We start from the raw sequence: 19,730 nt of genomic DNA, 5'->3' as shown, positions 1-19,730 counted from the left end.
AGGACACATCAGAAGAAGCAGGAGACACTATGTTCAAGCATGTTTGCAAGGTACAGATGGCGGCAGCGTTGCTGGCGGTCGCACAGGCGAGCTACGCCGATGCATGGCCGGAGCCGTCCAAGCCGATCAGCCTGATCGTTCCCGCCCCCGGAGGCGGCGGCACCGGCGACACGATCGCGCGCTTGCTCGCACAAAACCTCAAGCGCGAGCTGAATGCAACTGTTGTCGTCGACAATCGCGGCGGGGCCAACGGAAACATCGGCGCCGGACTGGCGGCCGCCGCAAAACCGAACGGCTACACCTTCCTGCTCTCCTGGGCCGGCACGCTGGCCGTCAACCCAAGCCTGTACCGCAAACTGCCCTTCGATCCGCAATCAAGCTTCGCACCGGTTTCCATGGTCGCCGAGGTGCCCAACGTTCTGGTGGTCAACAACACCTTGCCGGTGAACGCTTTGGCGGATTTCATCTCCTACGCCAAAGCGCACAATGGCGAACTGAACTACGGCAGCTCGGGTAATGGAAGCTCGATGCACCTGGCCGGAGAATTGTTCAGCCGCGAGACCGGCGTCAGCATGACTCACGTTCCCTATAGCGCGCCAGGGACAGCCACCACCAACCTCCTCGCCAACGACATACAAGTGATGTTCCAGCTGGTGCCGGGAATCATCGGCCAGGTCAAGGCTCACAAGGTCAAGGCTCTGGCCATCATGTCGGCTAAGCGATCACCTGCCTTGCCGGATGTTCCGACGACGACCGAACTGGGACATGCCTCGCTCATATCGTCAACGTGGTTTGCGGTGTTGGCGCCCAAGGGAACGCCCGACCCCATCGTTCAGCGCATGAACGCCGCCCTCAACAGAACGCTGTCAAATCCCGACGTCGCCAAAGCTTTGGCCGATATGGGCGCGATCCCGTTAGGGGGCGATCCATCCAGGCTCGCCAGCACGCTGTCAGCCGACCTGAGCAAATGGCGGGCGGTGGTGAAGCAGGCGAATATCCAGCTTCAATAGGGTGGTGGCCGCACGGTCTGTTTGTGCCTGGAAGGATATAGCGTTCAGGGCCGTTGCTCTGAACGCTTCTCGATCATGACTTGTCAATCGAGATAAAGCTCAATCGACAGGGAAGCACGTTGACCGGTTTGGCGACCGATTTTCCTTGCAATGACAATCACGGTTTTTCGCTTGTGGGGCCCTATCCGACTCATCAGATGAAGGTACTTCGAGCTGGATCCCACTACGATCACACAATTTCGGAAATGGCCTCGCGACTCTTCGCGAGTTCGCGCAGGCGGTACTTCTGGATCTTTCCCGTACCGGTCTTCGGCAATGGACCATATATAACCCTCACCGGGCATTTGTAATGGGCCAACCGATCACGACAGAAATCAATGACCTCCTTTTCCGCGGGTGCGTCGACTCCCGGCTTCAGTTCGATAAAGGCACAGGGCGACTCCCCCCACTTCGGATGTGGCTGGGCTACCACGGCGGCAATCAAGACCGCGGGGTGTTGATGCAAGACATCTTCAACCTCCACCGACGAGATGTTCTCCCCGCCCGATATGATCACATCCTTGGATCGGTCCGTGATCTGTATATATCCGTCGGGATGCATGACCGCGACGTCACCAGTGTGAAACCAGCCGCCACCAAATGCGGCTACGGTCGCCTGGGGGTTCTTCAGGTAACCCTTCATCACGATATTGCCGCGTAGCAGCAACTCGCCTTGCGTCTTGCCATCGCAGGGTACCGGCTCCATGGTGTCGGGATCGGCAACGCGTAGCCCTTCCAGGGCGGCGGCCCGATTGCCCTGGCGCGACATCAGCCGGGCTTTTTCTTCGATGGGCTTGTCATCCCAAGCCGGATCGCGATATGAACTGACCGGCGTTCCCGAGGCCTCCGTGATGCCGTAGACGTGCTCCACATCGAAGCCCATTTCCATCACAGCCTTCAGGACACTTGCCGGCGGCGGCGATCCCGCCGTCCGCACCCTGACCGCATGCGAAAACGTGCAACGCTCGGATTCCGATGCCGTCGCAATCGATGCCAGGACGATGGGTGCAGCACAGAAGTGGTCGACCTTATGCGCGTCAATGGCGTGAAAGATATTCGCCGCCGTGACCTTGCGCAAGCAGACATGGGTGCCCGCCGCGGCAGTTATGGCCCACGCGAAGCACCAGCCATTTGCGTGGAACATGGGAAGCGTCCACAGATACCGCGGCCCGCGCGGCATGCCCCAGTCGGTCAGCTGAAGCATGCTCATCAGGTATGCGCCCCGATGGCTCGGCACCACACCCTTGGGGTCCGAAGTCGTGCCGGATGTGTAGTTGAGTGTGATGGCATCCCACTCGTCATCGGGCCAGATGCCGCCGAAGTCGGCATCGCCTTCGCTCAGAAGCTGCTCATAGTCGAGCGCGCCCAGTCGGCTCCCGGCAGGCCCTTCAGTGTCGAGAATGTCGACCACCACTGGTGGATTTTCCAGGCCTTGCAGAGCGCTTGCAGCGAGCGCGGCGAATTCGCTGTCTACCAACAGGATCCTGGCTTCGCCATGGGCCAGGATGAACCTCACGCCATCCGCGTCCAGCCGGCAGTTGATGGCATTGAGCACCGCACCGCTTAGCGGGACACCGTGATGGGCCTCGACCATGGCAGGAGTATTTGGCGCCAGGATGGAAACCGTATCACCGCGCTGGACGCCGCGCTTCACGAGCGCGCTGGCAAGGCGGCGGCAGCGGTCCCGCGTTGTCCTCCAGGACTGACGGAGGCTGCCATGGACGATCGCGGTTCGCTCAGGATACTGCTCGGCGCACCGATCCAGGAACTGCAAGGGCGTCAACGGCACATGGTTGGCCGCGTTGCGCTCAAGTCCTGCCTGATAAATGTTGGCGTTCATCTTTTGTCTCCTGCCTGACGTGCCGCACCGGTTCATCAGCTATCGCTGGTTGTGGAAACAAAAATGTAGCGACCGGCCACCGTCGAGACTGTCTCGCACATGACAGTGCGCCCCCGCTCTTGCTCCTAATCTCCGACCGGAGTCCGCCAGATGTCTACGACATATCGAGAGAGCAAGCATGAACAGAGTTGCACCCCCGCCCGCCGAACTCCAGTCTGTCCGCGAGGCGGTTGAATGGGCGATCGTCACCCGCCGCAGCGTCAGAGCCTTCCGTCCGCAGCCCGTCGACGTGGAAACCGTCCACAAGATCCTCGATGTCGCCCGGTTTGCCGCCACGGGCGTGAATATCCAGCCGTGGCAAGTGCATGTCGTGACCGGGCCGGCTCGCGACCGCATTTGCGCGGCAATCAAGCAGGTCGACGATGACCCCGCACAGTCCGGCGCCCATGCTGACGAGTGGGCGTACTACCCGGACGAGTGGGTGCCACCGTATCTGGATCGACGCCGTGAAGTGGGGTGGAGGCTTTACGGCCTGCTCGGCATCGAGAAGGGAAACAAGGCGCGCATGCATGCCCAGCATGGTCGGAACTATCAGTTCTTCGACGCACCCGTTGGCCTGTTTTTCACCGTCGACCGGCTCATGAATGAAGGCAGCCTGATCGACTACGGGATGTTCCTTCAGAACCTCATGGTCGTGGCCCGCACATATGGGCTCAGTACCTGCCCGCAGGCCGCCTTCATGAAGTACCACGCCATCATTCGCCGGGAGCTTTCATTGGGGCCAGAGGAGAAATTCCTGGTCGGTATGAGCCTGGGGTACGCGGACGACGAGCGTGTGGAAAACCAACTGGTATCGGACCGTGCGCCCGCATCCAGCTTTACCGTCGTTCACACATAAAGAGGCATGAAGCCTTACTGACAAAGCAACCCATCCATCACCGCATGGAGGAGACAGATGAAAACCGAAATCAATGTACAAAAGTTGGCAGAAGACGCGCGCTTCTCGCGATTCCACGCCGTGATCCTGTTCTGGTGTGTCGCCATACTGGTTCTCGATGGCTATGATCTTGCGGTGGTCGGGGCGGCCTTGCCCTCGATCATGAAAGAAATGGGCGTGGACGCCACCAAGGCCGGGTTCATGGCCAGCTCCGCGCTGTTCGGCATGATGGTCGGCGCGATCTACCTGGGCACAATGGCCGAGAGGATCGGGCGCAAGCTGTCCATCTGCATCTGTGTCGCGCTGTTCAGCTTGTTTACGGCCGCGGCCGGGCTCACCACGGATCCCGTCACATTCAGCGTGACGCGCTTCCTCGCAGGACTTGGCATCGGCGGCGTACTGCCCGTTGTCACGGCCCAGATGGGCGAATTCGCACCGGCCAAAATGCGCGCCCGGCTGGTCACCCTGGTTTTTGCCGGATATTCGATCGGCGGCATCCTGGTGGCGCTGACCGGCAAGCAACTGATCGGGACGTACGGATGGCAAGCGGTGTTCTTCGTCGCGGGCCTGCCGATTTTTTTCATCCCGTTCATTTTGTGGACCATGCCGGAGTCCCCTGCCTTACTCGCAAAAAAGGGTCGCCATGCCGAACTGGAGCGGATAGCGCGACGCCTGGCACCGGGATTGAAGCAGGGTGACCGCTATCAGTTCTTCGTCCCGTCCGAGGCACTCGCTTCCAATGCTCCGGTGGCTGCGCTCTTCTCGCAGGGTAGAGCCCTTAGCACGCTGATGATCTGGGTGGCGTTCTTCACTGGGCTCTTCATGGTCTACGCGCTCAGTTCGTGGCTGACCAAACTCATGGCGTTGTCCGGATACAGCCTGGGCTCGGCGCTGAACTTCGTGCTCGTCTTTAACATTGGCGCGGTCTGCGGTGCCATTGGCGGTGGATGGCTCGGTGACCGACTCAATATCAAGCACGTGCTGGTGGCGTTCTATGCCACGGGCGCCGTCTCCCTCGCGCTCATGGGCTACACCAAGGCGACAGAACTGCTCTTTGTCCTCGTATTTGTCGTGGGCGCTTCTACCCTCGGGACGCAGTTGCTGGCCTATGCCTACGCGGGTGAGTTCTACCCCGGTTCCATTCGCTCGACTGGCGTCGGATTCGCGTCGGGGATCGGGCGACTGGGTGCCATCATCGCCCCGGTCCTCATCGGTGCGCTGGTGGCAATGAAGCTGCCATTGGAACAGAACTTCCTGGCCATCGGCGTTGCCGGTCTTGTCGGTACGCTCGCCGTCATGCTGATTGACCATCGCAAGAGCGCCGCGGCACTGAACCAGCCAGAAAAAATGACCTCGCGCGCGGCGCTGGGGTCCGTGCCGGCGCATCAACCGACGAACCACTGAAATAGAGGCCCATCATCATGAGAATCTCGGGCAATGAATTTATCGTGACCGGTGGCGGATCGCGAAGCGCAGGACGGATGGGCGGTGCTTTCCACGCAACGCGCCCAGTCGGCGATCCGGGACGGGAGCTTCGCATGGGAGACCGCTTCGATATCGATCGTGGACAGGAAAGGTGCGACGCCCACCGTTGCTGATGACGAGCAACCGCTTAAGGCAAATGTCGACAAGATCGCGTCGCTGAAGCCCGCCTTCAGAAAGGATGGCACTGTCACTGCGGCCAACTCCAGTTCGATTTCGGACGTGGCCGCAGCATTGGTGCTGACGAAGGCCTCTATCGCGGAGAGCCTGGGCTTGAGCCCGATCGCCCGCGTGGTTGGCCATGCCCACCCACGCACAGGCTCCGGTGACGTTTGCCACCGCTCCCATCGGGGCCATACGGGAGCTGCAGCATGAGATTCGCTGGGACACGGCTTGCGTCGATCTTTGGGAAATCAATGAGGCCGTTGCCGAGGTCACGATGGCTGCAATTCGCGATCTGTCCCTCGATGCCGCTCGCGTCAACATGCACGGCGGGGCCTGTGCGCCCGGTCATCCGATTGGCGCTTCGGGTGCCCGGATTCTGGTAACGCTGCTGGGTGCGCTGCGCAAGGCCAAGGGCCGCCGCGGGATCGCAAGCCTATGCATCAAGGGTGGTGAAGCGACCGCAATCGCGGTCGAGATGCTGTAGCAAGTGGGCGCCAGGGCGAGTGCCGCCTCGCCCTGGCTTCAATGGATCGGGGCGAGCTAATCGCCAATATGCGCGTGCCGGCGCAGTCCCTCCAGATCGATCACCACAATGGCTCCATATTCCATCTCGATCATGCCCGCTTCGGCCAGTTCGCGGAGTGCGCGGTTGGTGTTTTGCCGGGAAAGTCCGGATAGCCTGCCGAGTTCTTCCTGCGACAGCGCCAGGGTGCGCTCGGTGGCAGGATAGAGCTGATGGTGGAATAGCTCGGCCAGGCAGAATGCGACGCGGGCGGCGGCCTCGTGGAGCCGGAAGTTGTGCACCAGCCCGACGTAGTAACCGCAGCGTGCATTGAGCTGGTCAATGACGTAGCGGCTGAAGCCATGGTTACGCCCCAGCAGCCACAAGAACGTCTCGCGTGGCACATAGGCAATGCGGCTGTCCTTGATTGCTACCACCGAATACGGCCGCATCTCCGACTTCAGCACTGCGCCTTCACCAAACCACGATCCGGCTGGCACGCCAGCAAACGTCACGGCGCGACCGCAAGCGGAGGCCGTATCGACTTTAATGAGACCTTCGATTACGCCGAGCCAGTGATCGGCCGGATCGCCGCGATGACACGCCATGCCGCCCGTGGCGCAGCAACGCTCGAACGTCTCGGTTTTGACGCGCGACTTCTCTTCGTCGGTCAATATGGCGAACCAGCTTGACGCCAGCAGGAAGTCCTCAAGCGTGCGATGGCGTGGCAGCGTCGAACCGCAGAGCGTGGGGACATGGACTGCGCCGTCCATTTCAGCACTAGTAATCGACCGCATGGCAACGCCTCGGCTTTGCAAAGCGCCTGGGCTAGTGCTTCTCATCGCCTTTGCCACCCAAGTCCGGGTGAGCGCTGAGCTCTCTGGCGCTTGCCCGACTCGGCTGAAGGGGAAAGGATTTTCACGGCGACCGTCTCCTGCTGCGGAGGCCGGTCGGCGCCGGCCTTAAGTGAAATTATGATTCACTTAAGGCTAAGGCGGCCGCCTCGCGAAGTCAAGGACGATCCCGCAGGGTATCCACTTACCTGAGCACTTCCCTCGGCATTGCGCCGCGAGGAGTCTTTCCGTACACATCGAACTTAGAATCCGAGTTCTACTTGTGTATGTCTTCTTCTCCACAGGGAATCGTCACGCCGGTGGAATGAACGCCACCATGGTTCCTGCCACGCCACGCAGGCAGAAGGAAATAATGGACGTCACCTGACTTTGCATTGGGACGCCCGCCAGCGCTGCTTCGCTGCTCAACGGAGCGACGAGTCCCTCGAACAGGCATCCGACAATGCAGTCGGCCGAGGCAGCCGCGTCCTGTTCGGGAAACTCCCCGTTGGCAATACCCTGATCAATGATGGTGCGGAACACCCGCGAGAGCGCACGGTGATAGGTCAGCCTTGCTGCCTCGACTTCGGGTTCAACCGGTTCGGCCACCAACGCGTGCGCCAGCCGCCGGCCACGCAGCGCCCTGCTCGCGAAAGTCCAGGCCGCCATGCCCAGCCGCTCGCAAGCGGTGCCATCCCGCATGGCGATGCCGGCCACGACATCAACTTCCCGCTGTGCCGTGAACTGGACGACCTCGACAAGCAGTTCGGTCTTGGACGGAAAATATCGATACAGCGTCCCGATCGCTATGCCAGCCGCCTCGGCGATCGCCGTCATCTGGGCCTCCCTGAACCCCGACTGCGCGATGAGCGTGCGCGCGGCCTTCAGGATAAGGGGATGCTTGTCGGCACCGCGGCGACGCAGGCGTACCCTGGGAGAAGTCAGTAGATCATGCATCTCGGTCCTGCTGCCTTAAGCCATCCCTGCCGTGATCGCGGGGAGCATCCTGCGTCCGATTATGCCATGCCCGGCAGTACCAACCACCTGGGAGCGCCGCGCATCGGCGGGCACTCGTCCCTGCACCAATGTCCCATACATGACAGTTGTCCCGTACCTCAATGTCTAGCCTCTACATAAAAGGGCTACCAAACCGAGCAGGGTGCATACCTGCTCACGACACCTGAGGAGACTACTGTGCGCCATACCGAAATATCGCGTTCGCTGTTCCTGTTTGTGGGTAGTGCCGCAGTCATCGGCAGTCTTGGCGGTTGCGGCGGGTCCGACGAAAACAAGGCTGCTGCAGCGCCACCGCCGTCGGACAGCACCGCCATCGCAACCCCGCAGACCACCTGTAGCGACTTCCTGGGGCAAACCATCGAAGGCGCGACAGTTACGAAGGCGCAAGTCGTTCCTGCTGCCAACGGCGTACCAGAGCGTTGTACGGTCCTCGCGCAAATGCCGCAGGACTTGCAGTTCGAAGTGAACCTGCCGACCAGTTGGAACATGCGGACGGTATTCCTTGGCGGCGGCGGCTTCGACGGCTCGATCACGCGATTGCCCAATGGCTCGAACAGCCCCAATATCGCCGAGCGTGGGTTCGCTACGATCGCGACCAATCACGGCCATACGTCCGCCAACACGCAAGCATGGGCCCTGGACTCCGAGATGCTCAATGAATATGCGTATCTGGCAGTGCCACGCGTGCTGCCCGCGGCCAAGGCCATCATGCAAACCTACTACGGAGCGCAGCCGGTCTCCAGCGCGAAGATCATCTACGAGGGATGCTCGGGTGGCGGCAGGCAAGGCCTCATCCAGGCACAGCGGTTTCCAAACCTGTTCGATGGCGTGATATCCCGCGCGCCCGCCAACGCGTACACGCCCCAATTCCTTTGGTATCAGAAGACCTACAAGCAACTGGCAAAGCCGGGCGCGGCCCTGTCGACTGCAAAGATCAAGACAATTTCCGACGCTGTCTACCGGAAATGCGATGCCCTTGACGGTGTAGCAGACCGAATCGTCTCACGCCCCGACCTCTGCCAGTTCGATCCCGCGGAACTCAAATGCTCCGGTGCCGAGAGCGACGCCTGCCTGACCGATCCCCAGATCGACTCGGCCCGTACCTTCTACGCGGCGACGAACATTGCCAATGGAAGTTATACCTGGCCGGGATTCCCATATGGGGGCGAGGAACAGCAGGGCACGCCCACGCATATGTGGGGAGGCGCGATTTCGAAGCTGCTGATGGATGGATTCATCAGATACTTCGTTGCCCAGGATCCGATGGTTGATCCGCTGACGCTGGAACCGGAACACTACACTGCCCGGTTGAATCAACTCGTCACCATGATCGACGCGGTGAATCCCGATCTGACGCAGTTCCGGGCACGCGGCGGAAAGCTGATCCTCTGGACAGGACTCACGGATTGGCTGATCACCGCCAACAATGCAACGGACTACTACACCAAGGTCGTAACCCACGCCGGGGGGCAGGCGGAAGCAGACAAGTTCGTCGAGTACTTTACGGCGCCGGGTGTGAATCACTGCGCCGGTGGCACCGGTGCCGATACCGTCGATCTGGTCGGGCCCATGTTCGACTGGATCGAGAAAGGCGTCCCGCCTTCCCAGGCAGGCATGGTCGCCACGCAGAGCACGCCGCTTCCCAATGAGAAGCCCGTCAAGCGTCCGCTCTGCAAGTATCCGCAGTATGCGCGGTACAACGGCATGGGGGATCCGACCGAGGACAGCAGCTTCACTTGCGTGACGCCGTAGTGCGGAGACAGGTATGGGTCATCGTGACGGCGCGATGCCCATACTGTTTGTCGAAAACACTGGCAAGAAGTGGCAGGGAAAAGCGGCTTGAGGCCGCCCGCGCCCGTAGCGCCTCAAACTTTCCGGAGCGCGCCGTCCCCCCTTACAAATACTTGAACAAATTCATCCCCTGGATCTGCATAAACGACTGCTGCGCCCCCTGCAGTGCCACCTGCCGCTGGTAATACTCGGTAATCGCCTTGGCGTAGTCCAGGTCCTGCAACCCCGACAGCGTCTGCGAATACGTCAGATCCCGGTTGGCACCAACATCATCCAGCGCATCCAGCTCGTTCATGCGCGAGCCCACCGAGGCGCGCACGGTCAGCACGTTGTCGAGCGAGTTGGAAAACTGGCGCACGGCGGTCGACAGCACGTTGCCCAGGTTGGCGCGGTCATTCTCCGAGGCGGCGGGCTGGCGCAGCGTGTCGATCACGGTCTGCAGGTTGGCGAACATGTCGGTGCCGGCCTCGCTGGCCGGCTGCATGGTCAGGGTGTCGCCGGCCTTGGGCGCGCCGGTGACGTTGAAGCTGAAGCCCGCCACCTCGATCTGCGCGGGCGAGGTGTAGGCGAGCGGGCCAGCCACAACCGGGGCGGGGGTGGTGCCGGTCGAGGTGTCGGTGATGGTGTATTCGATCTGGCCGGTGGCGTTGGCCGTGAACGACATCTGCAGCGCATGGCCGAACAGCGGGTGGCTCGGGTCGGTGGTCGACACTGTGCCGAAGGTGGCGGTGCCGGTATTGGCAGGGTTGCCCTTGACCACATAGCCGGCGCCGCCGGTGACGCTCATGAAGACTTCGCGGCCGGTGTTGCCGGCGGGCATCTGGCGCGCGACGTCGACCTGCAGCAGTTGCTGGCCGTTGTCGCCGATATAGTTGCTGGCGCCGGCGCCCTGCGTGAACGGCGCGCTGCCGGAGCGGGTGCCGCCGAACAGGAACTGGCCGTTGCCGTCGTCGGAATTGGCCAGGCTCAGCAGCTGGTTGTACAGGCCTTCCAGCGCGGTCGCGAGCGAGCCGCGGTCGGCGTCGCTCATGGTGCCGTTGCCGGCCTGCACCAGCATGGTCTGGATGTTCTGCGTGATGGTGGTGACGGACTGCAGCGCGTTCTCTTCCGCCGCCAGCGCGATATTGGCCTGGTTGCGAGAAGTTGCGTACTGGCCGTTGACGGCCTGCGCCTGGCTGACGCCCAGCGCGCGGGTGGCGCCGACGGGGTCGTCCGACGGGGTCAGGATGGAGCGGCCGGTGCCGAGCTGCTGCTGGATATGCATCAGCGCGCCCTGCTGGAAGTTCATCGAAGCCAGGCCTTGCTGGTACAGGGTGGAGCTTGCAACGCGCATATTGGGTTACCTCTTCTGACGCGGGTGGCTGCGGCGCTTAGCGGCCGATGCCGATGATGGTGTCGAACAGCGTGCCAGCGGTCTGGATCACGCGCGCATTGGCCTGGTACAGCTGCTGGAAGCGCAGCATCGACACGGTTTCCTCGTCCATGTTGACGCCGGAGACCGACTGCTGCGCGGTCTTGATCTGCGTGGTGATGCTGTCCTGCGAGGCCGAGGCGATCTTGACCGACTTGGCGCGCGTGCCGACATCGTTGACCAGCTGCGCGTAGGCTTCGCTGAAGCTGGACACGCCACCGATGGTCTTGGCGTTCTGCAGCCTGGCCAGCGCCAGCATGTTGCCGTTGTCCTTGACCGCGCCGGCGTTGCTGCCCAGCGTGAAGCTGTCGCCGGCGGCGGGCGTGCCGCCGAAGCTGAAGGTGAGGCCGTTGAGGGTGAAGTCGGTGTTGCTGCCGTTGGGCACGCCCACCGGCTGCGGCGCCATGGCCACGCCGCCGACCTTGAAGATGTAATTGGTGCCGTCGAACTCGGCGGTGATCTTGCCCGCCGGCGGGGTGAACCCGGGCGCGACCTTGCTCAGCGACGCGGTGGCGTTGCCCTTGTTGCCGGCGGTCGCCTCGATGTAGGCGGGCGAGGCCGCAGCGATCTTGGCGGGATCGTTGATCGCCATGTCGAAGCCGGTGGCGGCGTTGCGGGTGGGCTGCACCGTGAACGAATCGTTGGTGCCCATCGGCCCGTTGATCTCGACGGTAAAGCCGTCGGCGCTGAACTGCAGCGGGTAAGTGGCGCCGCCGGCCGGCACGGGTGTGACCACCTGCTGGTTGTCGGACAGGCGCGTCAGCGTGTAGTTGGTGCCGTCGAAATGCAGCGAGTAGTCGCTGGTGGTCAGCGCCGAGGCATTGTCGACGGTGGCAGTGGCTACCGTGGTCTTGATGGTGTTGTTGGCGTTGGGAATGGTGGTGGCAGTGCCCAGCTTGAACATGTCGGTGCCGGGGGCGCCGTTCAGGTCGATGCCGAGCTGGTGCTGCGCATTGAAGCTCGCGCCGATCGCCAGCGACAGGCGGCCGATCGCGCTTTGCGCCGGATCCAGCGTTTCGGTGCGGAACTGCAGCAGGCCGCCCAGCGAGCCGCCGGTGAGTGCGCCCGGTTCGCTTTCGATCACGGCGCCGGTGGGCAGCGTGTAGGCCACCACGGTGCGGTTCGGGTCGGCGGCCGAGGCCACGGCCTTCAGTTCATAGGCGTCGTTGCCCATCACCAGCGGCTGGCCGTTGCCGACGAAGACGTTGTAGGTGCCGCTGTCCTGCACCACCACCTTGGCGCCGACCAGCTTGGTCAGCTCGGCCACGGCCTGGTCGCGCTGGTCGAGCAGGTCGTTGGGCGGCTGGCCGCCCGAGGCGGCCTTCAGGCGCGTGATTTCCTGGTTCAGGTTTGCGATCTGCCTGGTGTACGCGTTGACTTGCGTGACGGCGGTGCCGACTTGCTCGTTGACGCCGGCCTGCAGCTGCTTGAAGTAGTTGCTGGCCGAGCGCACCTGGCCCACCAGCGCCTGGCCCGCCGACAGCATGCCCTGGCGCGCGGCCGGATCTGCCGGGGTATCGGCCACGGCCTGCACCGCGGCGAAGAACTTCTGCATCAGCGGCGCCAGGCCCCCCTTCTGGTCGGCCAGCAGGTTGTCGATCTGGCTGATCTGGTCCGAGTACGCCGCCAGCGAGGCGCTGGCCGAGGTGGCGCCGCGCAGCTGGCCGGTCAGGAACTCGTCATAGACGCGGATCACCGTAGTGGTGTTCGAGCCGAAGCCGTAGAAGCCCTGGCTGGTGTACTGGCCGCCGGCGGACGCGACGATGGTGTTCTGGCGCGAGTAGCCCTCGGTTGCCGAGTTGGCAAAGTTGTGGCCCGTCGTCGTCAGCGCGTTCTGCGCGGTGTTCAGGCCGGAGAGGCCAATACTGAAGAGAGACATGGTGCTCTGATCCCGGATTTTTAGGACTGTCGCGGCGTGCGGCCGGCGGTGTGGATGTGGGAGTTATCGGCTGGGTGGGGGTGGGACTTTAGGTGTGGAGGTGGGGTTTTACAGATCTTGCAGGTTTGGTCGCTCTCCCGGTTGCGGGGAGCTGGGGGTGAGGGCGGGCGGTGGCAATTGCGACGGCCTTCACTTCGTTGAGATTCCCGCCCTCACCCCAACCCTCTCCCGCAAGCGGGAGAGGGAGTACACAAGCGGAAGTTGGATGGCTCGAGACAATGGTGCCGCCGCGCCCTACGCCGCCACCTTCTTCATGATCTTCACCAGCTTGTGCCCGTACGCCGGATCCGTGGCATAGCCCGCGCGCTGCAGGCCGTGCGCGGCGTCTTCGGCGGTGGCCGCGCTGACCACGCCCGCGTAGCGCGGGTTGCTGGTCAGCAGGCGCGCGTAGTCGGCGCAGGCTTCGTCATACGAGCCGTAGGCGCGGAATTTGGCGCGCACCTTCTGCGGCTGGCCGTCGATGTATTCCGTGGTGGTGATTTCCGCGACGCGGCCCTTCCAGCCGGGGCCGGCCTTGATGCCGAACACGTTGAACGTGGTGGAGCCGTCGGCGTGCGTGATCTCGCGCTGGCCCCAGCCGGATTCCAGCGCGGCCTGCCCGACGATCAGCCGCGCCGGCACGCCGCTGGCGCGCGCCGCGGCTTCGGCGGGGCCGGCCATGCGGGCGACGAAGGCGCTGACGTGGGCGGGGGCATCGTCCGGCAGCCGGCCGAGCCGCTCTTCGCCCGGGCCGCGCTCCGCGTAGGACTGCGGCTGGTACTGGCGCAAACCCGCGGTGGGATTCCATTGCTGCCCCGCGACGACGGTGCCGAGCGCGGGCAGGTCGGCCTGTTCGCCCGCGTCGGCGGCCATGGCGCCGGCACCGCGGCTGTCGAGCAGCCTGGCCATCTCGGCATCGGCGGCCTTGCCGGCCTCGGCCGGCGTCAGCGCGTTCATGCCGGCTGGCATCGCGGTGCCGGTGGCGCGCGCCAGCTGGCGCACCATCACGTCGGCCAGGCCGATCCCGCGCGACGACATCTGCTGCGCCAGCTGCTGGTCCATCATCGACAGGTAGAGCTTGCTCTGCTCGTTGTCGAACAGGCCGTCCTGCGGCGTGGCGTCGCGCATGCTCTTGAGCACCATCTGCGTGAACACCGCCTCGAACTGCTTCGCGACGGCGTGCAGCGTACTGGCGTCGGCGCCGCCGCGCGCGCTGTGCTTGAGCGCTTCGAAGCCCTGCGTGTCGAGCGCGAAGCGCTGGCTCAGGTCGGCGCCCGGCGCAGGCAGCGCGCCGCCGTTGATGCCGCTGCTCATGCTCAGATCACTTCCAGCTCGGCGCGCAGCGCCCCGGCCGCGCGCATCGCTTCCAGGATGGTCTGCAGGTCGGCCGGGGTCGCGCCGAGCGCGTTCAGCCCCTTGACCACGGCGGCCAGCGACGCGCCCGCCTTGACGATCTGCAACGAGCCACCCTGCTGCCTCATGTCGATCTGCGACACCGGCGCCACCACGGTCTGGCCGTCGCTGAACGGCGCCGGCTGGCTGATCACCGGCTGGGTGTTGATCACCACCGACAGGTTGCCGTGCGCCACCGCGCAGTCCTCCACCGTCACCGCCTGGTTCATCACGATGGAGCCGGTGCGGGCGTTCAGGATCACCTTGGCCGCGGCCTTCGCCGGGGTGACGTCGATATTCTCGATGCGGGCCAGGAAGCCCACCCGCGCCGCCGGCGAAGCCGGCGCGCGCACCTGCACCACGCGCCCGTCCAGCGCCGCGGCCACGCCGCCGCCCATGTTGCCGTTGATGGCTTCGACCACGCGCTGCGCCGTGCCGAAATCCGTGTCCTTCAGCTCCAGGTTGAGCAGGCCGCCATCGGGCTGGAACGGCGCGACCGCGCGCTCGACAATGGCGCCGTTGGCGATGCGCCCCACCGCCAGCTGGTTGATCTGCACCTTGCTGCCGTTGGCCGACGCGCCCGCGCCGCCCACCAGCATATTGCCCTGGGCGATCGCGTAGACCTGGCCATCGGCGCCCTTGAGCGGGGTCATCAGCAGCGTGCCGCCGCGCAGGCTCTTGGCATTGCCCATCGACGACACCACCACATCGAGCTGGCTGCCGGGCTGCGCGAACGCGGGCAGCGACGCGGTCACCATCACCGCCGCGACGTTCTTGAGCTGCATGTTCTTGCCGGGCGGCAGCGTGATGCCCAGCTGCGACAGCATGTTGGTCAGGCTCTGCGTGGTGAACGGCGTCTGCATGGTCTGGTCGCCGGTGTTGTCCAGCCCCACCACCAGGCCGTATCCGACCAGCGGGTTGTCGCGCACGCCCTGGAAGGTGGCCAGGTTCTTCAGGCGCTCGGCCTTGGCACCGGTGGCAAAGGCGCCGAAGGCCACGCCGAGCGCCAGGCTGACCATGGTCAGCCGCAGCAGGCGGGACAGGAAACGAGCGAGCATCTGGGCAGACATGGCGCGGTCAGAACGGAGAAACATTGAGGAAGAAGCGCTGCAGCCAGCCCATGTTCTGCGCTTCGTCGATCACGCCCTTGGCGGTGTATTCGATGCGCGCATCGGCGACCTGCGTCGACGGCACGGCGTTGTCGCCGGTGATGGTGCGCGGATTGACCACGCCCGAGAAGCGGATGAACTCGGCACCCTGGTTGATCGCCATCTGCTTTTCGCCGGAGACCACCAGGTTGCCGTTGGCCAGCACTTCCAGCACGGTCACGGTGATGGTGCCGTTGAAGGTGTTGGCCGCGCTGGCGCCGCCGCTGGCCTTGAGCGTGTTGGCGCCATTGATGCTGGCGTTCGAGCTGCTGCTGAACAGCCCGGCCAGCGCCTTGGGCACGGCATCGAATGCCAGCGAGGTGTTGCCGTTGCGGCTGGCGTTGGTGCCCGAGTTCTTGCTGGCGTTGACGTTCTCGGTGATGACGATCGTCAGGATGTCGCCGACATTGCGCGGGCGGCGATCCTCGAACAGCGGGTTGCCGGCATACGAGGACGCGAAGATCGAGCCGGTGCCCGGCCCGATCGGCCGCGGCTCGGCGCGCGCCGTGGTCGGCATCTGCACCAGCGGCTCGCGCGGCATCAGCGCGCAGCCGCTGCTGGCCAGCATTGCCACGCCGGCCAGGCCAGCCAGCGCACGCGCGCCCGGGCGGGAAAGCAAGGTGGCCATGTTCACACCAGTCAACCCATTTGCGCCAGGCGCTGCAGCATCTGGTCCGATGCCTGCACCGCCTTGCTGTTGATTTCGTACGCGCGCTGGGTCTGGATCATGCTGACCAGTTCCTCGACCACGTTCACGTTGGAGGCCTCGACGTAGTTCTGCTGCACCACGCCCGCGCCGTTCAGGCCCGGCACGGTGGTATTGGGCGCGCCCGAGGCGTCGGTCTGCACGTACAGGTTCTCGCCCATGCTTTCCAGGCCGGCCGGGTTCATGAAGGTGGCCAGCTGCAGCTGCCCCACCTGCACGTTGGCGCTGGAGCCCGGCTGGGTCACCGACACCGTGCCGTCGCGCCCGACGGTCATCGTCAGCGTGTTGGCGGGGATGGTGATGGCGGGCTGGATCACGAAGCCGCTGGAAGTCACCAGCTGGCCGTTCTGGTCCACCTGGAACGAGCCGTCGCGGGTATAGGCGGTGGTGCCGTCGGGCAGCGCCACCTGGAAGAAGCCCTGGCCCAGGATGGCCACGTCCTTGGCATTGCCGGTCTGCTGCGGGTTGCCCTGGGTGTGGATGCGCTCGGTCGCCACCGGGCGCACGCCGGTGCCCAGCTGCATGCCCGAGGGCAGCGTGGTCTGGTCCGACGACAGCGCGCCGGGCTGGCGGATGGTCTGGTACATCAGTTCCTCGAACACCGCGCGGCCGCGCTTGAAGCCATTGGTCGAGACGTTGGCCAGGTTGTTCGAGATCACGTCCATCTGCGTCTGCTGCGCATCGAGGCCGGTCTTGGCAATCCAGAGAGAGCGGATCATGTTGGTCCTTGCGTGGGGCCTGGCACGGTACGGCGTGCCGGCCGGTCATTCGGTTCAGTTGGTCGAGAGCAGCTGGTTGGCGCGCTGCTCGTTGCCGTCGGCGCCCTGGATCATCTTCATCTGCATCTCGAAGCGGCGCGCGTTGGCGATCATCTCGACCATGGCTTCGGTCGGGTTGACGTTGCTGCCTTCGAGCGCGCCCGAGATCACGCGCACGGTGGCATCGGCCTCCAGCGGCTGGGCCCCGGGGCGCAGCCGGAACAGGCCGTCATCGCCGCGTGCGATGGCGTCGTTGGGCGGGTTGACCACGCGCAGCCGGCCCACCTGCGCCAGCCCGGCCGAGGCTTCGCCCGGGCCGCGCGCGGTGATGGTGCCGTCGCTGCCGATGGTCACCTGCGAGCCCGGCGGCACCGCCAGCGGCCCGCCGTCGCCCATCACCGGCAGCCCGGAGAGGGTCTGCACCTGGCCGTCCTGCGCCACCTGCAGCGCGCCGGCGCGGGTGTAGGCCTCGCTGCCGTCGGGCGCCTGCACCACCAACCAGCCATTGCCCTGCAGCGCCACGTCCAGCGCGCGGCCGGTATAGGTCAGCGGGCCGGCGCGCATGTCGGCGCCGGGCGTGGAGGCCAGCGTGAAGGCGCGCGTGCCCGCCTCCGGCCCGACCACCGGCACCGCGCGGTACAGGTTGACCTGGGCGCGGAAGGCCGGCGTCGAGACGTTGGCGAGGTTGTTCGATACCGCCGCTTGCTGGTCGAGTATCTGCTTGGCGCCCGACAGGGCGGTGTAGATCATGCGGTCCATGGCGGCGGCTCAGCTCAGCGTGGCGGTCACAGGTTGACCAGGGTCTGCATGACCGTGTCCTGCGCCTTGATGGTCTGCGCGTTGGCCTGGTAGTTGCGCTGGGCCACGATCAGGTTGACCAGCTGGCCGGACAGGTCCACGTTCGAGGCCTCCACCGCATTCGAGCGCAGCGTGCCCATGCTGCCGCCGGCCACGCCGACCAGCGCCTGGCCGGAAGCACCGGTGGCCGACCACACGTTGTCGCCCTCCGGCTTCAGGCCTTCGACGTTGCCGAACGCGGCCATCACGATCTGGCCCAGCGGCTTGGTCTGCTCGTTGGAATAGTTGCCGGTGATGGTACCGTCGCCATTGACCGAGAAGCCCAGCAGGCTGCCCGAGGTGTAGCCGTTCTGGCTGAGCTGCTTGACGTCGTTGTCGGCGCCGAACTGGGTGGTGCCGGTCAGGTCTAGCTTCATCGCCATGGCCTGCGCGCCGTTGGCGGCCGGCTGGGTCAGGGTCACGGCGCCGGCCGCGGGCGACTGCAGCGCGCCCGCGTTGTCGAACGCCAGCGTGGCGGGCGCGCCGCCGACCATGTTGCCGTTGACGTCGGTCACGTACATCTGCCAGTCGGTACCGCCGGCCACGGTGGGATGGACCGGCGCCACGGCCGAGTCCGCCACCTTGGCGAAATACGCCATCAGCTGCTGCTTGTTGCCGAGCGAGTCATAGACGTTGATCGCCGTGCTGTAGTTGAACATGTTGCTGGTCGGCGGCGAGCCGGGCGCGCTGGCAAACGCCTGCGCCGGCACGGTGGCGCGCGAATCCAGCTGGAACTTGGCGGTGATGCTGCTGGTGGCGCGCGGCTCCATCTGCGCGTTGCTGATCACCAGCGGCTGTGGCTGCACGCCGGCGCCGCCGGCCACGCCCGCGGGATACCCGGTCACCTGCAGGCCCTGCATGTTGGTGATGCGGCCGTCTTCCTGGCGCTGGAACTGGCCGTTGCGCGAGTAGTAGACCGCGCCTTCCGGGCTGGTCAGGCGGAAGAAGCCGTTGCCGTTGGTGATGGCCACGTCCAGGGACCGGCCCGAGGCCTCGATATTGCCCTGGTTGAACGACTGCACCACCGAGTTCACGCGCACGCCCAGGCCGATCTTGGTGCCGGCGTAGACATCGGCGAACTGCGCGGCCGACTGCTTGTAGCCAACCGTGTTGGCGTTGGCGATGTTGTTGCCGATCACGTCCAGGTTGGACGCGGCGGCGTTCAGGCCGCTTACCCCTTGACCGAAACCCATGATTGCTTCCTTTTGACTAGGCTGTGGTTGAAGCCGGCCGGCGCGCGCGCGCCGCCGGCACCTGCGTATTAGAGAATGCGGCGCACGTCGTCGACGTTGGCGGTCTGGCCGTCGCCCAGGTCCACCAGCACGCCGCTGGCGTCGCCACTGATGCTCTCGACCTTGCCGTACACCAGCGCCACCGGCTGCACCGAGGTGCCGTTGGCGGTGGCGGTCACCTTGAAGGTGTAGTCGCCGTCGGCCACCGCCACGCCGGCGTTGTTCTTGCCGTCCCAGGCGATGTTGTGCACGCCCGCGGTCTGGCCCTTCATGTCGATGGTGCGCACCACGTTGCCGTCCTTGTCGAGCACGTCGACCGTGACCGCGTCGGCGGTCGACGGCAGGTCCAGCCCAATCTTGCCCGGCACGCCGCCTTCGACCGACACCTGCTTGCCCGGCACCATCACGGTACGGCCGATCAGCGCGGCCGAGTCCATGGCGCGGCTGGCGCTGACCTGCGACAGCAGCTGCGACAGCGTCGCGTTCATGGTCTGCATGCCGCTGACCGTGCTGATCTGCGCCAGCTGCGAAGTCAGCTGCGCGTTGTCCATCGGGTTGAGCGGATCCTGGTTGTTCATCTGCGTGACGAGCATGGTCAGGAAGTTGTTCTGCAGCTCGGACGCACTGGCGCTGCCGCTCTTGAGCGCGTCGTTGATGCCTTGCGTGTTGCTGCCTACCGGGGCGGTGGTGGTCATGTCAGTTGGTTGTGTGC

The 19,730-nt window shown here is 64.7% G+C and carries 16 protein-coding genes and 1 pseudogene; 5 read left to right on the top strand and 12 right to left on the bottom strand.

Going from position 1 to position 19,730, the window contains the following annotated elements; genetic code table 11:
• The first annotated feature begins 29 nt into the window (after nucleotides 1-29).
• Nucleotides 30-1,010 (top strand): Bug family tripartite tricarboxylate transporter substrate binding protein, encoded by a 981-nt coding sequence (locus CBM2586_RS18245; RefSeq protein ID WP_115665564.1) that lies wholly within the window; start codon nucleotides 30-32, stop codon nucleotides 1,008-1,010.
• A gap of 229 nt (nucleotides 1,011-1,239) precedes the next feature.
• On the opposite strand, the gene CBM2586_RS18240 is transcribed toward CBM2586_RS18245, so the two are convergent.
• Nucleotides 1,240-2,889, bottom strand: a complete 1,650-nt coding sequence (locus CBM2586_RS18240; RefSeq protein WP_115689027.1) for an AMP-binding protein — start codon at nucleotides 2,887-2,889, stop codon at nucleotides 1,240-1,242.
• Between the two features lie 178 nt (nucleotides 2,890-3,067).
• Here CBM2586_RS18240 and CBM2586_RS18235 point away from each other — a divergent pair, with 178 nt between their 5' ends.
• The 3 genes and pseudogenes from CBM2586_RS18235 to CBM2586_RS18225 form a co-directional block, all read left to right on the top strand.
• Nucleotides 3,068-3,787, top strand: a complete 720-nt coding sequence (locus tag CBM2586_RS18235) for a nitroreductase (protein ID WP_115665566.1) — start codon at nucleotides 3,068-3,070, stop codon at nucleotides 3,785-3,787.
• A gap of 57 nt (nucleotides 3,788-3,844) precedes the next feature.
• Nucleotides 3,845-5,230, top strand: coding sequence for an MFS transporter (locus CBM2586_RS18230; RefSeq protein ID WP_115689025.1), 1,386 nt, complete (start codon nucleotides 3,845-3,847; stop codon nucleotides 5,228-5,230).
• 60 nt (nucleotides 5,231-5,290) lie between these two features.
• Nucleotides 5,291-5,957: pseudogene (locus CBM2586_RS18225) on the top strand (acetyl-CoA C-acetyltransferase); the annotation flags it as partial.
• Between the two features lie 56 nt (nucleotides 5,958-6,013).
• Here the strand turns inward: CBM2586_RS18225 and CBM2586_RS18220 are convergent.
• Both CBM2586_RS18220 and CBM2586_RS18215 read right to left on the bottom strand, forming a co-directional pair.
• Nucleotides 6,014-6,772 (bottom strand): Crp/Fnr family transcriptional regulator, encoded by a 759-nt coding sequence (locus CBM2586_RS18220; RefSeq protein WP_240987957.1) that lies wholly within the window; start codon nucleotides 6,770-6,772, stop codon nucleotides 6,014-6,016.
• Between the two features lie 348 nt (nucleotides 6,773-7,120).
• Nucleotides 7,121-7,765, bottom strand: a complete 645-nt coding sequence (locus tag CBM2586_RS18215; protein WP_115665568.1) for a TetR/AcrR family transcriptional regulator — start codon at nucleotides 7,763-7,765, stop codon at nucleotides 7,121-7,123.
• Between the two features lie 237 nt (nucleotides 7,766-8,002).
• Between CBM2586_RS18215 and CBM2586_RS18210 the strand changes: the two genes are divergently transcribed.
• Nucleotides 8,003-9,577 carry a tannase/feruloyl esterase family alpha/beta hydrolase gene (locus CBM2586_RS18210; protein ID WP_231942638.1) on the top strand — a complete coding sequence of 525 codons (1,575 nt, stop codon included), beginning with the start codon at nucleotides 8,003-8,005 and terminating at the stop codon, nucleotides 9,575-9,577.
• A 142-nt stretch (nucleotides 9,578-9,719) separates the two neighbouring features.
• On the opposite strand, the gene flgL is transcribed toward CBM2586_RS18210, so the two are convergent.
• From flgL to flgD, 9 genes are all read right to left on the bottom strand, one after another.
• Nucleotides 9,720-10,949 carry a flagellar hook-associated protein FlgL gene (flgL, locus tag CBM2586_RS18205; RefSeq protein ID WP_115689023.1) on the bottom strand — a complete coding sequence of 410 codons (1,230 nt, stop codon included), beginning with the start codon at nucleotides 10,947-10,949 and terminating at the stop codon, nucleotides 9,720-9,722.
• Between the two features lie 37 nt (nucleotides 10,950-10,986).
• On the bottom strand, nucleotides 10,987-12,906 hold the full coding sequence (gene flgK, locus CBM2586_RS18200; RefSeq protein ID WP_115689021.1) for a flagellar hook-associated protein FlgK: 1,920 nt from the start codon (nucleotides 12,904-12,906) through the stop codon (nucleotides 10,987-10,989).
• A gap of 294 nt (nucleotides 12,907-13,200) precedes the next feature.
• The gene (gene flgJ, locus CBM2586_RS18195; RefSeq protein WP_115689019.1) at nucleotides 13,201-14,259 is read right to left on the bottom strand and encodes a flagellar assembly peptidoglycan hydrolase FlgJ; all 1,059 of its coding nucleotides are present in this window, start codon (nucleotides 14,257-14,259) and stop codon (nucleotides 13,201-13,203) included.
• A 2-nt stretch (nucleotides 14,260-14,261) separates the two neighbouring features.
• Nucleotides 14,262-15,407, bottom strand: a complete 1,146-nt coding sequence (locus tag CBM2586_RS18190) for a flagellar basal body P-ring protein FlgI (protein WP_277349530.1) — start codon at nucleotides 15,405-15,407, stop codon at nucleotides 14,262-14,264.
• 7 nt (nucleotides 15,408-15,414) lie between these two features.
• Nucleotides 15,415-16,113, bottom strand: coding sequence for a flagellar basal body L-ring protein FlgH (gene flgH / locus CBM2586_RS18185; RefSeq protein ID WP_115689015.1), 699 nt, complete (start codon nucleotides 16,111-16,113; stop codon nucleotides 15,415-15,417).
• Nucleotides 16,114-16,124: 11 nt separating this feature from the next.
• On the bottom strand, nucleotides 16,125-16,910 hold the full coding sequence (flgG, locus tag CBM2586_RS18180; RefSeq protein ID WP_115665651.1) for a flagellar basal-body rod protein FlgG: 786 nt from the start codon (nucleotides 16,908-16,910) through the stop codon (nucleotides 16,125-16,127).
• A 54-nt stretch (nucleotides 16,911-16,964) separates the two neighbouring features.
• Nucleotides 16,965-17,708, bottom strand: coding sequence for a flagellar basal body rod protein FlgF (locus tag CBM2586_RS18175; RefSeq protein ID WP_115665652.1), 744 nt, complete (start codon nucleotides 17,706-17,708; stop codon nucleotides 16,965-16,967).
• 26 nt (nucleotides 17,709-17,734) lie between these two features.
• Nucleotides 17,735-18,979 (bottom strand): flagellar hook protein FlgE, encoded by a 1,245-nt coding sequence (gene flgE, locus CBM2586_RS18170; protein WP_115665653.1) that lies wholly within the window; start codon nucleotides 18,977-18,979, stop codon nucleotides 17,735-17,737.
• A gap of 68 nt (nucleotides 18,980-19,047) precedes the next feature.
• Nucleotides 19,048-19,713 carry a flagellar hook assembly protein FlgD gene (gene flgD / locus CBM2586_RS18165; protein ID WP_115665654.1) on the bottom strand — a complete coding sequence of 222 codons (666 nt, stop codon included), beginning with the start codon at nucleotides 19,711-19,713 and terminating at the stop codon, nucleotides 19,048-19,050.
• Nucleotides 19,714-19,730: the final 17 nt, after the last annotated feature.

This window comes from Cupriavidus taiwanensis (assembly GCF_900250115.1).
GTDB lineage: Bacteria > Pseudomonadota > Gammaproteobacteria > Burkholderiales > Burkholderiaceae > Cupriavidus > Cupriavidus taiwanensis_B.
This window is presented reverse-complemented; position numbering and strand designations above follow the sequence as displayed.